Source organism: Aurantimonas sp. DM33-3 (genome assembly GCF_014334315.1).
Lineage (GTDB): Bacteria > Pseudomonadota > Alphaproteobacteria > Rhizobiales > Rhizobiaceae > Aurantimonas > Aurantimonas coralicida.
Genome location: NZ_JACSGS010000008.1, coordinates 66,742 through 81,305, shown reverse-complemented (window position 1 = coordinate 81,305; position 14,564 = coordinate 66,742). Strand labels below are relative to the sequence as shown.

The 14,564-nt window shown below is 68.5% G+C and carries 10 protein-coding genes; 9 read left to right on the top strand and 1 reads right to left on the bottom strand.

From position 1 onward, the window contains the following. The first annotated feature begins 6 nt into the window (after positions 1 to 6). The 6 genes from H9Q09_RS12600 (at position 7) to H9Q09_RS12575 (ending at position 8,183) form a co-directional block, all read left to right on the top strand. Positions 7 to 450, top strand: coding sequence for a DUF559 domain-containing protein (locus H9Q09_RS12600; protein WP_187391335.1), 444 nt, complete (start codon positions 7 to 9; stop codon positions 448 to 450). A 214-nt stretch (positions 451 to 664) separates the two neighbouring features. After that, positions 665 to 2,839, top strand: a complete 2,175-nt coding sequence (gene glyS, locus H9Q09_RS12595) for a glycine--tRNA ligase subunit beta (protein WP_187391334.1) — start codon at positions 665 to 667, stop codon at positions 2,837 to 2,839. Positions 2,840 to 3,237: 398 nt separating this feature from the next. Beyond that, on the top strand, positions 3,238 to 4,758 hold the full coding sequence (locus H9Q09_RS12590) for a glycoside hydrolase family 25 protein (protein WP_246716126.1): 1,521 nt from the start codon (positions 3,238 to 3,240) through the stop codon (positions 4,756 to 4,758). A 196-nt stretch (positions 4,759 to 4,954) separates the two neighbouring features. Then, the gene (locus H9Q09_RS12585) at positions 4,955 to 5,923 is read left to right on the top strand and encodes an L-threonylcarbamoyladenylate synthase (protein ID WP_187391333.1); all 969 of its coding nucleotides are present in this window, start codon (positions 4,955 to 4,957) and stop codon (positions 5,921 to 5,923) included. Positions 5,924 to 6,009: 86 nt separating this feature from the next. Continuing rightward, on the top strand, positions 6,010 to 7,443 hold the full coding sequence (locus tag H9Q09_RS12580) for an FAD-binding oxidoreductase (protein WP_187391423.1): 1,434 nt from the start codon (positions 6,010 to 6,012) through the stop codon (positions 7,441 to 7,443). Between the two features lie 170 nt (positions 7,444 to 7,613). Next, positions 7,614 to 8,183 (top strand): DUF6101 family protein, encoded by a 570-nt coding sequence (locus H9Q09_RS12575; RefSeq protein ID WP_009210645.1) that lies wholly within the window; start codon positions 7,614 to 7,616, stop codon positions 8,181 to 8,183. Between the two features lie 61 nt (positions 8,184 to 8,244). Here the strand turns inward: H9Q09_RS12575 and ubiA are convergent, their stop codons facing one another. Continuing rightward, entirely contained in the window at positions 8,245 to 9,252 is a 1,008-nt protein-coding gene (gene ubiA, locus H9Q09_RS12570) for a 4-hydroxybenzoate octaprenyltransferase (protein WP_246716125.1), read from the bottom strand. Between the two features lie 264 nt (positions 9,253 to 9,516). Between ubiA and purD the strand changes: the two genes are divergently transcribed. The 3 genes from purD to H9Q09_RS12555 all read left to right on the top strand — a co-directional run bounded on the left by purD (position 9,517) and on the right by H9Q09_RS12555 (position 14,525). Further along, complete coding sequence (gene purD, locus H9Q09_RS12565; RefSeq protein WP_187391422.1) at positions 9,517 to 10,785, top strand: phosphoribosylamine--glycine ligase; 1,269 nt, start codon at positions 9,517 to 9,519, stop codon at positions 10,783 to 10,785. A 186-nt stretch (positions 10,786 to 10,971) separates the two neighbouring features. Further along, positions 10,972 to 13,242 carry an acyl-CoA dehydrogenase gene (locus tag H9Q09_RS12560; RefSeq protein WP_187391331.1) on the top strand — a complete coding sequence of 757 codons (2,271 nt, stop codon included), beginning with the start codon at positions 10,972 to 10,974 and terminating at the stop codon, positions 13,240 to 13,242. After that, complete coding sequence (locus tag H9Q09_RS12555) at positions 13,242 to 14,525, top strand: acetyl-CoA C-acetyltransferase (RefSeq protein ID WP_187391330.1); 1,284 nt, start codon at positions 13,242 to 13,244, stop codon at positions 14,523 to 14,525. The genes H9Q09_RS12560 and H9Q09_RS12555 overlap by 1 nt, the downstream gene beginning before the upstream one ends. Positions 14,526 to 14,564 lie beyond the last annotated feature (39 nt).

Here is a 14,564-nt window from a genome sequence, read left to right as displayed (position 1 = left end):
GCCGCCATGGCGATGACGCGGCTTGAGGCGAAGGCGCATCGCGCGCGCCGCGCCATCGCTTCGCAGACCACCGCGCTGGAGGAGAGCCTCTGGCGCGGTATCCGGGCGATTCCGGGCGAGGGCGGGCACTTCCAAAGGCAGGTGGTGATCGGGCCGTATCTCGCCGACTTCGTCTCCCATCGCCTGCGCCTGGTCATCGAGGTCGACGGGGCCCAGCATGCGTGTCCCGAACAGGCGGCGAAGGACGCCGTGCGGGACGCCTGGCTGGCGGACCGTGGCTATCTCGTGCTGCGCTTTGCCAACAGCGCCGTGCGGGCCGATGCCGCGGCGGTGCTGGACAGCATCCGCGCAACCGTTGCGGAGCGGATGCTGCTGCCCCACGGCGAGGAACCGCCCAAGCCGGCGCGTGTCGGCAAGCCGCGTCCGCGGCCGAAGCCCGGCAGCTCCTGACAGCGACGCGCGCACGCATTGCCATCCTTGACACGATCCGAGCCGTGGTCGAAGAGCGACGCCGAACGTGGGACGATCGATGATCTTGCCCCCAGCCTCCTCTTGCGGGGGCCGCGCAGGCGGCAGATGGGGACCGGTCGTTCCTGCCACCCCCACCCCGGCGCACACGCGCCGACCCTCCCCATCGAGGGGAGGGCGAGGATAAGCCGAGCCCATGCCCGACCTTCTGCTCGAACTTCGCTCCGAGGAAATCCCCGCGCGCATGCAGCGCAAGGCGGCGGGCGATCTCAGGAAACTCGTCACAGACGCGCTGGTCGAGGCGGGGCTGACCTATGAGGGCGCCCGCGAATACTGGACGCCGCGGCGGCTGACACTGGACGTGCGCGGCGTCGATGCCCGCTCGAGGGACGTGGTCGACGAGCGCAAGGGCCCGCGCACCGACGCGCCGGAAAAGGCCATCCAGGGCTTCCTGCGCGGCGCCGGCCTCGCCTCGATCGACGAGGCGACGATCCAGTCCGATCCCAAGAAGGGCGATTTCTACGTCGCCACCATCCGCAAGCCCGGCCGGCCGGCGGAAGAGATCATCGCCGAGGTCATGCCCGGCATCGTCCGGGGCTTCCCCTGGCCGAAATCCATGCGCTGGGGCCCGGCCTCGCGTGCGCCCGGCAGCCTGCGCTGGGTGCGCCCGCTGCAGTCGATCCTGTGTACCTTCGGGCCCGAGACCGAGGAGCCGGTGGTCGTCGATTTCGAGGTCGACGGCATCCGGGCCGGCAATGTCACGCGCGGCCACCGCTTCCATGCGGCCGACGAGTTCCGCGTGCGCCGCTTCGACGATTATGTCGCCGGGCTGGAAAAGGCCTTCGTGGTCCTGGACGCCGAGCGGCGCAAGGACATGATCCGCCACGACGCGGAGAACCTCGCCTTTGCCCGCGGGCTGGAAGTGGTGCCCGACGAGGCGCTGCTGGAAGAGGTCTCCGGCCTGGTCGAATGGCCGGTGACACTGATGGGCGAGTTCGAGGAAACCTTCCTGCAGATCCCGCCCGAGGTCATCCAGCTGACCATCAAGGTCAACCAGAAGTGCTTCGTGACCCGCCGGCAGGGCGGCGACGGCACGCTGTCGAACCAGTTCGTGCTGGTCTCCAACATCGCTGCCAGCGACGGCGGTGCCGAGATTGCCCGCGGCAACGGCAAGGTCGTCCGCGCACGGCTCTCCGACGCGCTGTATTTCTGGCAGACCGACCAGGCCGACCTGCCGGGCCGCGACGCGCTGGCCCCCGCGGCCGAAAAGTTCGGGCTCGATCTGGCGAAGCCGCTCGACCAGCGCATGGCCAAGCTCGATGCGCTGGGCGTGACCTTCCACGCCAGGCTCGGCACCCAGGGCGAACGCGTCGGCCGCATTGCGGCGCTGGCGCAGGAGATCGCCGCCACCGCCTATCCGGATGGCGCGACGCTCGCCGGCGCGAAGGTGTCGGCGGACGAACTCAAGACACTGGTGAAGCGCGCGGCCGTGCTCGCCAAGGCGGATCTGACCACCGAGGCGGTGGGCGAGTTTCCCGAGCTGCAGGGGCTGATGGGTCGCTATTACGCCGCGCTGCAGGGCGAACATCCGTCGGTGCAGGCGGCGCTGGAAGAGCATTACAAGCCGCTCGGGCCGACGGATTCGGTGCCGACCGATCCGGTGGCGATCTGCGTGGCGCTGGCCGACAAGCTCGACATGCTGGTCGGCTTCTGGGCGATCGACGAGAAGCCGACGGGCTCCAAGGACCCCTACGCGCTGCGCCGTGCGGCGCTGGGCGTGATCCGGCTGGTGCTGGACAACGACCTGGTCATGGCGCTCGGCGGCTTCATGCCGGCCAGCGACCTTCTCGCCTTCTTCCATGACCGGCTGAAGGTGCAGCTGCGCGAATCCGGCGCCCGCCACGATCTGGTCGATGCGGTGCTGTCCGGCGGATCGGGCGGCGATCGCGGCGACGACCTTCTCGACGTCACCCGCCGCGTGACCGCGCTTGGCGCCTTCCTCGACACAGAGGACGGCCAGAACCTTCTCGCCGGCACCCGCCGCGCCGCCAACATCCTCGCCGCCGAGGAGAAGAAGGGCACCCGCGTCGCCGACGGCGTGTCGCTCGATCTCCTCAGCGAGCACGAGGAAAAGGTGCTGGCCGGCGCCATCGACCGGGCCGAGATGGAACTCGACGCCGCGCTCGCGGTCGAGAACTACGCCCACGCCATGACAGCGCTCGCCGAATTGCGTATTCCGGTCGACGCCTTCTTTGAGACGGTGCTGGTCAATGCCGAGGACGAGGCGGTGCGCGCCAACCGTCTGGCGCTGCTTCACCGCATCCGTGCGGCAACACGTCGCGTCGCCGACTTTTCGCGCATCTCCGGCTGACCCACTTCGCCGCTTGAGGCGTCTCTCAAGGCCTGACACGACAGCAGACGGCGTCCGCAACACCATGCGGGCGCCGTTTTGCGTTGCGCCTCGCGCTGCGCGTCATCGGCTGATCGAACAGCGGGTTTCAGGCCCGCCGGGCCGGGCGCGCCCGCGCCGTTAACCCTCGGGTAAACATAAGCTTCGATAACATGAAGACTTGTGTCAAATTGCTTGCATTCCCGCAGCAATTCGGACAGCGCGCCGCAGGCTGTAACATTTCGTGATCGGGATGCCCGGAACCTGCCAGAATTCGATGAGAAGGGTCTGACAGTGCCGATTGGCGGATTGGAGCGGATGCTCAGGGGATCGCCTCCCGGCCCATTCGACTGCAAGAGACTTCGAGGGGAAACCACCGAATGACGAAGACGAGCGCCGCCTTTGCGGCTGCCCTGAAATTCGCCTGTACTCTTGCTGCCGGCGTCATGCTGGTCAGCGCGACGCCTGCACAGGCAGAATGGAATGCGCCTTGGAAATCCGAGGACAACGCTCTCGTCATCGACGCCTACGAGTTCAATCCCATCAACTGGCAGGAACTCGCCTCCGACAAGCGCATCGCCGGCTTCATCAACAAGGCCTCGGACGGTCTGCCGCCCGAATGGAGCTGCGGCAAGTCCAGCGGTGACGATTACAAGCTCTGCAAGAACCGGTGGTGGAAGTACTCCGTCACCAAGGAACTCTACATGACCCGTCGCGAGATGGCGAAGATGAAGGGGCTCCTGTGGGGCGCCTACCATCTCGGCCGTCCGGGCAATCCGCGCGAGCAGGCGGACCATTTCGTCGATTTCGCCGAGCCGGCCGAGGACGATCTGATCGCCCTCGACATCGAGGACAACAGCGACGAGTGGATGAGCCTGTCGGACGCCGAGATCTTCGCCGACCAGATCAAGATCCGCACCGGCCGCTATCCCGTCCTCTACACCAACGGTTCGACGGCGCGTTACATCTCCCAGAACAAGGCAGAATATCCGCTGCTGTCGCGCCTGCCGCTCTGGTACGCCCGCTACCGCGAGGACATCACCGGCAAGTTCCCGGAAGAGACCTGGCCGAGCTACGCGCTGTGGCAGTTCTCCTCCATGCACAATTGCAACAGCCGCAGCTGCCCCTACCGGGTGAAGGGCGCCAAGACCGACATCGACGTCAATGTCTCGTCGCTCGACGTCGCCGGCCTGAAGGCCGCCTGGCCCTTCGCCGAACTGATCGACGAGCCGAAGCAGGAGACCGATCCCGCCATGCTGGTGGCCTCGCTCGACGAAGGCACCAAGGCCGAGATCGCCAAGGCGGCCAAGCCGCGCAGCGAGGCTGCGAAGGCCAAGGGCACCCCGTCCGCGCCGGTCGTCGGGACCGTGGCGGCGGCCTACGGCCCGAGCGAGGTTCATGCCACGCTCGATCCGCTGAAGATCCTGACTGAGGTCGCTCGCAAAGAGCATGCCGGTCCCAAGCGCGTCGTCGCCGAGCCGGGCGCTGCGCTGGCCGGTGCCGTTCTCGATACGGCTGCCGTGGAGCAGCTGGGCGACCATGTCGAGACGCTGAAGGGCGCGATCGCCTATGCGGCGAACGAGATCGACCGCCTGTTCATCGGCCGTGCCGAAGCGGCGACGCGCCCGGAAGGGGCGTCCGCGCCGCAGCTCGACGAGATGCCGAACGCCGATCGCCGCGCCGGGCTCGATGTCAGGCAGCGCTCGCGCTTCCTCGCCATCGTCGAATCGGCCGCTGCCGCCCAGCGGGCCAACGCCCTGCCGATGCCGGCGCGGGTTCTCTCGCAGCTCGGCCCCGACACCTCCGAGCGCGGCAGCCGCGTCGTGCCGCAGGCCCAGCGCCATGCCGGCCTGGAGCGCCCCGAGCGCCGCATCCTGAGCGCCTTCGCCGCCACCCGCTGAGACCGGCTTCGGGCCGCCAGCACCGACGAGGGGCGGCCGGACCGGTGCCGGAATTGCTGCTCGACGCCCAGCCCTGCCAGCCTGAACTTTACAGCAGCGCGCCGCACGACACCGAGCTGTCCGCGCAGTATCGGCGCCGCCTGATCGGGCCCGCGCCTCTTTCCTTTCCGCTCCGCTTCTGCAATCGGTCCTGACCGTGAAGACCGAACTCCTCTCCGCCGATGCGCCCGATGCGGCGCGCCGTGCCGTCGCGCTGCTGGCGGCGGGCGAACTCGTGGGCATTCCGACCGAGACCGTCTATGGCCTTGCCGCCGACGCGACCGACGGGGCCGCCGTCGCGCGGATCTTCGAGGCCAAGGGGCGGCCGCGCTTCAACCCGTTGATCTGCCACGTGCCGGACCTCGCCATGGCTGCGACGCTGGCCGAGATCGACCCGGTCGTCGAGGCCCTTGCCGAGGCCTTCTGGCCGGGGCCGCTGACCATGGTCTTGGCCCTGAAAGAGGGTTCGCCCGTGCATCCGCTGGCAACGGCGGGCCTTGCCACGGTCGCCATCCGGGCGCCGCAGGGCATTGCCGGCCGGCTGGCCGCCGCGCTCGGACGGCCGCTCGCCGCGCCCAGCGCCAATCCGTCCGGCCGGGTCAGTCCGACCAATGCGGGCCAGGTGCTGCGCGGCCTCGGCGGACGCCTGCCGTTGATCCTCGACGGCGGCCCCTGCGAGGTCGGGGTCGAATCGACCATCGTCATGCCCGAGGCCGATCGGCTGGTCCTGCTGCGGGCCGGCGGCGTCGGCCGGGCGGAACTGGCGCGGGCGACGGGCCTGCCGGTCGTCGATCCGGCCGGCAATGCGGCGATCAACGCGCCGGGCCAGCTCACCTCGCATTACGCGCCCGCCGGCCGGGTCCGGCTCGACGCGACCGAGGTGGTGCCGGGCGAATATCTGATCGCCTTCGGGCCGGCGCCGGTCGCCGGCCAGGACCAGGCGGCGGCGATCGTCAATCTCAGCCCCTCCGGCGATCTGCGCGAGGCGGCAGCCGGGCTTTTCGCGGCGCTGGCGGGTTTCGACGCGCCGGAGATCACCGCCATCGCCGTGGCGCCGATCCCGCAATCGGGTCTCGGCGAGGCGATCAACGACCGCCTGCGTAGGGCCGCCGCGCCGCGCGGCTGACGGCGGGACACTGCGATCCCTGTCTCCCCTGGCGCCACGGCGACCCCGTCTCGACGGATCACGCCGTGCGGGCTATTCACATGGGCATGACCGAGATCGATACCGCCCTTCCCGAAGCCCTTCTTGCCCGGTTCGCCGCCATTGTCGGCGACGCCAACGCGCTGCGCGCGCCGGACATGGTGGCGCCCTATCTGCAAGAACCCCGCGACCTGTATGCCGGCCAGACGGCTCTCGTCCTGCGCCCCGGTAGCGTCGAGGAGGTGTCGGCCATCCTGCGCCTGGCCAACGAGACCGGCACGGCCATCGTGCCCCAGGGTGGCAATACCGGCCTCGTCGGCGCCCAGTCGCCGCGCTCGAAGCGCGAGGTGGTGGTCAATCTCTCCCGGCTCGACCGGATCCGCGACGTCGACCCGGTCGGGCGGACCCTGACGGTGGAGGCGGGCGTCGTCCTGAAGCGCGCCCAGGAGGCGGCCGACGATGCCGGGCTGCTGTTCCCGCTGTCGCTCGGCTCGGAAGGCTCCTGCCAGATCGGCGGCAATCTGTCGTCCAATGCCGGCGGCACAGGGGTGCTCGCCTATGGCAATGCCCGCGAACTCTGCCTCGGCGTCGAGGCGGTGCTGGCGTCCGGCGAGGTTATCCACGGCCTGCGGCGCCTGAAGAAGGACAATCGCGGCTACGATCTGCGCCATCTGTTCATTGGCGGCGAGGGCACGCTCGGCATCATCACCGCGGCGGTGCTGAAGCTGTTTCCCAAGCCCGCCGGACGCGAAGTGGCCTATGTCGGCCTCGCCTCGCCGGCGGCGGCGCTGGACCTTCTGAAGCTCGCCGAGCGGCAGGCCGGCCAGCAGCTCACCGCCTTCGAGCTGATTCCGCGGATCGGCCTCGACTTCACGCTGCGCCACACGCAGGGCGCCCGCGATCCGCTGGAATCGCAGCATCCCTGGTACGTGCTGATGGAGGTCTCCTCGGGCCGGTCGCAGGAGGAGGCGGCCGCGACGCTGGAGGGCGTCCTGACCGCGGCCTTCGAGGCGGAGATCATCGCCGATGCCGCCATCGCCCAGTCGCTGGCCCAGGCCGAGAATTTCTGGATGATGCGCGAGGAGATGAGCTGGGCGCAGAAGCCGGAAGGCGGCTCGATCAAGCACGACGTGGCCGTGCCGGTGGCGAAGGTGCCGGACTTCATCGCCGCCGCCGACGCAGCCGTCCTGGACGCCATTCCCGGCGCGCGGATCGTTGCCTTCGGCCATCTCGGCGACGGCAACATCCACTACAACATCTCGCAGCCGGTCGGCGCCGACGCCGATGCCTTCCTCGCCCGCTGGCACGAGATGAACGACCTCGTCCATGGCATCGTCGCCGAGATGGACGGCACGTTTTCGGCCGAGCACGGGATCGGCCAGCTGAAGCGCGACGAGCTGGCCCGCACCAAGGCGGGCGCCGAGATCGAGCTGATGCGGCGGCTCAAGACCGTCTTCGATCCTAACAACATCTTGAACCCCGGCAAGCTCGTTCAGGTTTGATTCAAGTTTTCGTCTTGGTAACCCTCGTCGGAGTGAGGAACACTTAACCGCCTTTCTTAGCGCGACTTCAAGATGCGCATCCTACTGTCGTCATATCAAAGCCGGGAGACATCGGCTGACAGGGAGAGACCGAAACATCGGCTCTCGACAGAGGCAGAAGGCGTCAATCCATGAGCATCGCTCCGAACACAGCAGCCCGGCCCAATTGGGCCACCGTTCCGGTCCGCCTCGATCCCGCTGCCTCAGACCGTCGCCAGACGATCGAGATGGTCGAGGACGGGGAAATGGTCACCTACAAGGTCGATCGCCGGGGCGCTGTCGTCCATCGCAAGCTCGATCAGTCCGGCATTCCGGTGTCCATCGCGCTGCCGGCCCGCGCCTTCAAGGGCGTCGCGGCCCGCGCCATGGAGAATGGCGACGGCGAGGTGACCGTCACCCTCGAGCTGCATCACCACGACCCCAAATGCACCGTGCCGCTTCTGGTGGCCAGCGACCTTTACGACGTGGCCGCCGACTGGCGCGGCTGGGCTGATCTGTTCGGCCTGCCGATGCTGATGGTCGAGGCCGACGGCACCATCCAGAGTCTCGAAGAGACGCTGGGGAAGATCAAGGCGGCTGCTCCGGCGCCGCGTCGGCGCTCGCCGAACCGCCAGCGCCGGCCGCGCTTCCTTGCCCGCCGCAAGCCGGGTCTCGGCATCCGCATGATCGTCAGCGGCGAGGAGATCATCGCCCGCCACTGATCGTTGGCGGACGACGGCATGAGATCGAGCGCCGCGCATCCTGTGAGGGATGCGCGGCGTTTCAGCTTGCCGGGATCGGGAAGGACAGCGACCAGAGCGCCGAGACGATCAGGCTGAAGAAGACGATCCAGCCGAAGATCGTGTTCGACTTGAACAGGCCGAGGCACTGGTCCGGATCGTCGATGTCGAGGGTGCGGATCTGCCAGATCATCTGGAAGGCGCCGATCGCCAAGCCCGCATAGGCCGGCCACGTGACGCCGCCGCCGCTGGCCTGCCCGGTGGAGACGAAGGCGGCGAGGAACAGCGCCAGCGTGCCCAGGTAGAGGATCGTCAGCGCGCCCTTGGTGCGCTCGCCGAACAGCCTTGCGGTGGAGCGCACGCCGACCAGCGCGTCGTCCTCCTTGTCCTGATGGGCATAGATCGTGTCGTAGCCGATCACCCACAGGATGCTGCCGGCATAGAGCAGCACCGGCGCCAGCGACAGCGTGCCCCAATAGCCGGCCCAGCCCATGAGTGCGCCCCAGGAAAAGGCGAGGCCGAGGCCGAGCTGCGGCCAGTCGGTGAACCGCTTCAGGAACGGGTAGATGGCGACCGTGCCCAGCGACGCGATGCCGAGCAGGATGGCGAAATTGTTGAACTGAATCAGCACCAGGAAGCCGACGGCGGCCTGCAGGGCGAGGAAGATCTTCGCCTGGCGCCGCGAGACCCGGCCGGAGGGCAGGGGGCGCGAGCGGGTGCGCGCGACCATGTCGTCGATTTTCTGGTCGACGAGGTCGTTATAGGTGCAGCCGGCGCCGCGCATGGCGATGGCGCCGATCAGGAACAGCGCCAGATGCCACAGGCTCGGCAGACCCGTATGCACCGCGCCGGCGGCCACCGCCTGCGGTGCCAGCGCGGCCGACCACCAGCACGGCCACAGGAGAAGCTGCCAGCCGATGGGACGGTCCCAGCGAGCGAGCTGCGCGTAGGGCCAGGCGCCGCGCGGCAGCGTGCGATAGACCCAGTTGTTCGACGGCGCGTCGGCAACGCGATCAGCCTTGTCGACGAGGGTGCCTTTGAGATTCGACATGCTTCCGACCATGTCCGCAAAAATGCCGCAGTCAAGTTTTTTCGACGAAGAACCGTGCGACTTTCTCGCGTCGGGAACTTGACCGCAGGGCGGACTGAAACGTAATCGGCAGCGTCGGCTGTCGGGCGCGGCCGGAACGGACAGGTCTGCCAAGATCAAAGACCGTCCGTCCGCCGTGAAATCTCGTGGAAATTCATCGCGTCCGGTGCGGGGACTTGCCGATCTCCGCCCGCGCGACAAAGACGCTGGCAGGATTGCATGACGATCAATGTTCTTCTCATCGGATCGGGTGGCCGCGAGCATGCGCTCGCCTGGAAGATCGCCCAGTCGCCGGAGCTGGGAAAACTGTTCGCCGCGCCGGGCAATCCCGGCGTTGCCGAACATGCCGAGATCGTCGCCCTGGACGTCGCCGATGCGGCCGCCGTCACCGGCTTTTGCCGCAAGCATGAGATCGGCCTCGTCGTGGTCGGTCCCGAGCAGCCGCTGGTCGACGGTCTGGCCGATGCGCTGAACGAGGCCGGCATCAAAGTGTTCGGCCCCTCCAAGGCCGCCGCGCGGCTCGAGGGCTCGAAGGGCTTCACCAAGGATCTCTGCACGCTGCACGACATCCCGACCGCCCGCTACCGGCGCTTTTCCGATGCCGCCGCGGCCCGCGACTACATCAATGCCGGCGGCGTGCCGATCGTCGTGAAGGCCGATGGCCTGGCGGCCGGCAAGGGCGTGACCGTCGCAGAAACCAAGGAAGAGGCGATCGCCGCCGTCGACGCCTGCTTCGAGGGCGATTTCGGCGGGCCGGGCGCCGAAGTGGTGGTCGAGGAATTCCTCGAGGGCGAGGAGGCGAGCCTCTTCTGCATCTGCGACGGCGAGCAGGCGCTGTTCTTCGGCACGGCCCAGGACCACAAGCGCGCCTTCGACCGCGACCGCGGCCCGAACACCGGCGGCATGGGCGCCTATTCGCCGGCCCTGCCGATGACCGACGCGGTGACCAAGCGCGTCATGCGCGAGATCGTCGAGCCGACACTGGCCGGCATGACGGCCGCCGGAACGCCGTTCCGGGGCGTCCTCTATGTCGGCCTGATGCTGACCGAGACCGGCCCGAAGCTGATCGAATACAATGTCCGCTTCGGCGATCCGGAGTGCCAGGTGCTGATGATGCGTCTGGAAAGCGACGTCCTGCCGATCCTGCTGGCCGCCGCCGAGGGCGACGTCTCCGGTGTGCGCCCCGAATGGTCCGATGCGCGGGCGCTGACGGTGGTCATGGCCGCCGACGGCTATCCCGGCACCTATGCCAAGGGCACGGCGATCCGCAGCCTGCCGGCGCCGGACGCCTCAATGCGGGTCTTCCAGGCCGGCACGTCCCTGACCGACGGCGGATTGGTCGCCACGGGCGGGCGCGTCCTCAACGTCACCGCCACCGGCGACACGGTGAAGGAAGCGGCCCGCCGCGCCTATGAGGCGGTCGAGGCGGTGGACTGGACCGAGGGCTTCTGGCGCTCCGACATCGGCCACCGCGCCATCATGACCGAGGCCTGAGGCGAGGCCGCGGTCGCCGCTGAATTCTCCCGCACATCCCGTGCATCCCCGTCGCCGCGCCTGTCGAAGGGCGCGATGACGCGTCGCCGTGCGTCCGCGCATGCGTCAATGGACATCCATGGCTGGGAAACCATCGGCGCGACCATACATTAGGCGCACAGGAGTTTCGAACCGGGAGCGCACCCCATGTCCTTTCGTCAGGAAAAGCTGACGCGGCCGATCTTCAAATGGGCGAAGACGGTGATGCCGCCGATTTCGGCCACGGAACGCGAGGCCATCGACGCCGGCACCGTCTGGTGGGACGGGGAGCTCTTCACCGGCAATCCCGACTGGGACAAGCTGGTCGCCATGCCGCCGGCGCGGCTGTCGCCCGATGAGCAAGCCTTCCTCGATGGCCCGGTCAACGAACTCTGCGCCATGATCGACGAATGGAAGCTGGTCTGGGAGGACCGCGACCTGCCGCCGGAAGTCTGGGACTTCATGCGCCGCATGAAGTTCTTCGGCATGATCATCCCGAAGGAATATGGCGGCCTCGGCTTTTCCAACACCGCCCATTCGGAAGTCGTGCGCAAGGTTTCCTCGGCCAGCGTCGTCGCCGGCGTCACGGTGATGGTGCCCAACTCGCTCGGACCCGGCGAGCTGATGCTGCATTTCGGCACGCAGGAGCAGCGCGATCACTGGCTGCCGCGGCTGGCCGACGGCCGCGAGATCCCCTGCTTCGGCCTGACCTCGCCGGAAGCCGGCTCCGACGCGGCGGCGATGACCGACAGCGGCGTCGTCGAATATGGCGAGCACGAGGGCGAGCGCAAACTCGGCATCCGGCTGAACTTCCACAAGCGCTACATCACCCTCGGCCCGGTCGCGACGGTGATGGGCCTCGCCTTCAAGATGTTCGATCCCGAGAACCATCTGGGACGCGGCGAGGAGCTCGGCATCACGGTGGCGCTGATCCCGACCGACACGCCCGGGGTGCGCACCGGCGACCGCCACATCCCCGCCTTCACCTATTTCCAGAACGGCCCGCTCTACGGCGAGGACGTGTTCATCCCGCTCGACTGGATCCTCGGCGGCGCCGAGCAGATCGGCCAGGGCTGGACCATGCTGATGACGGCGCTGGCCGCCGGGCGCGGCATTTCGCTGCCGTCGCAATCGGCCGCGGCAGCTGCCTTCTGTGCCCGCACCACCGGCGCCTATGCCCGCGTGCGCACCCAGTTCAACGTGCCGATCGGCATGTTCGAGGGCATCCAGCAGCCGCTCGCCGAGATCGCCGCCAACGCCTATCTCATCGACGCCGCGCGCCGGCTGACCGTGGCGGCGCTCGACGAGGGTCACAAGCCCTCGGTCGTGTCGGCGATCATGAAGGCCCACGCCACCTACCGCATGCGCGAATCCGTCGAGCGGGCCATGGACATCCATGGCGGCAAGGGCATCATCGACGGGCCGAAGAACTATCTCGGCGCCCAGTACAAGTCGGTGCCCATCGGCATCACCGTCGAGGGCGCCAACATCCTGACCCGCAACCTGATGATCTTCGGGCAGGGCGCCATCCGTGCCCATCCCTACATGCTGAAGGAATTGCTGGCCCTGTCCGACGAGGACGAGGATCGCGGGCTGAAGGAGTTCGACACGCATTTCTGGAAGCATGTCGGCCATTCGCTGACCAATGCGTTCCGCTGCTTCGTGCGCGGCTGGACGGGCGGCATGGCCGCGCCGGCGCCGAAGAACGCCGCCTTCATCGGCCATTGGCGCCAGCTCTCGCGCTTCGCCTCGGCCTTCGCGCTGGTCGCCGACCTGTCGCTGCTGACGCTGGGCGGAGCCCTGAAGCGCAAGGAGATGCTGTCGGCCCGGCTCGGCGACATCCTGTCCGAGCTGTATCTGCTCGGCGCCGTCCTGAAGCGCTTCGAGGTGGAGGGCCGCCCGGAGGTGGACCGTCCGATTGTCGAGTTCATCATGCAGAAGGGCTACAACCGCATGTCGCTCGCCTTCGAGGGCGTGCTCGACAATCTGCCGGCCCGCTGGGCCGCGGCGGTGACCCGCGTTCTGGCCTTCCCGCTGGGCGTGCCCTTCCAGGAGCCATCGGACGAGCTGACCGGCGAGGTCGCCGCGATCCTGATGCGGCCGTCCTCGCAGCGCGATCGCCTGACGCCGGACATCTATCTCGGCGAGGGCCATGCCGAGCATCCGGTCAAGGACCTGGAACTCGCCTTCGAGCTCGTCACCGAGGCGGCGCCCATCGAGAAGAAGATGCGCGAGGCGAAGATGCGCGATCCGGCCGAGGCGCGGGACGCCGGCATCATCACCGATGCCGAGTTCGACCGTCTGGCCGAGGCCAAGGCGGCGGTCGACAAGGTCGTGGCCGTCGATGCCTTCCCGATGGCCGACGTGTCCCCGATCGCCTCCCAGCACGACCGCAACCGCACCGGAGGCGACGAAACCCATCGCGAGGCAGCCGAATAATGACCAGACCCGTCTATCTCGTCGACGGCGCGCGCACGCCCTTCATCAAGGCGCGGGGCAAGCCGGGACCGTTCTCTCCCGTTGATCTCGCGGTCCAGTGCGGGCGGCCCCTGATGCTGCGCCAGCCCTTCGGCCCGGATGCCATCGACCTCGTCATCCTCGGCTGCGTCAATGTCGTGGCCGACGAGATGAACCCGGCGCGCGTGGCTGCCCTGCGGCTCGGCCTGTCGGAAGAGATCCCGGCTTTCACCGTGCAGATCAATTGCGGCTCGGGCATGCAGTCGATCGACACGGCGTTCCGGACCATCGAGCTCGGCAAGGCCGACATGGTGCTGGCCGGCGGCGCCGAGGCGCTGAGCCATTCGCCGCTGGTGCTGCGCCGCGGCGCGGTGGACTGGTTCGCCAGGCTGAACGGCGCCCGCTCGACCACCGATCGGCTGAAGGCCTTCACCGGCCTGAAGCCCGAATTCCTGAAGCCGGTGATCGGGCTGGAGCGCGGCCTGACCGACCCGATCTCCGATCTCAACATGGGCCAGACCGCCGAGATCCTGGCGCATCTCTTCGACATCTCGCGGCGCGACGCCGACAGCTACGCCGCCGAGAGCCACAACCGGCTGGCCCACGCCACCAGGGAAGGCTGGCTGAAGGACGAGATGCTGCCCGCCTTCTCGCGCGACGGCGAGGTCTTCGACCATGACGACGGCGTGCGGCCGGGCTCCACCGCCAAGAGCCTTGCGAAGCTGAAGCCGGTCTTCGAGCGCCCCTATGGCAAGGTGACGGCGGGCAACGCCTCGCAGATCACCGATGGCGCGTCCTGGACGATCCTCGCCTCGGAAGAAGCCGTCGAACGCCATGGCCTGACGCCGCTGGCGCGGATCGTCGATTCCGAATGGGGCGCGCTCGATCCGTCGATCATGGGGCTCGGCCCGGTGGTCTCGACCGCGCCGATCCTCAAGCGGCAGGGTATGGGCGTGGCCGACGTCGATCTGTGGGAGCTGAACGAGGCCTTCGCGGCGCAGGTGCTGGCCTGCATCGCCGCCTTCGACGACCCGAAGGTCGCCGACGGCGTTCTCGGCCTCGACGGGCGCGGCGGCCGCATCGACCACGCCAACATCAATGTCGATGGCGGCGCCATCTCGCTCGGCCACCCGGTGGGCACCAGCGGCAACCGCATCACCCTGCATCTGGCCAATGCCATGCGCCGGCTCGGCCGCCGACGCGGCATCGCCACCGAGTGCATCGGCGGTGGCCTCGGCGGCGCCATGCTTCTGGAAGCGGCCTGACCCGCCCCGCCGCCGGACCGCGAACCGGTCCGGGCGCCT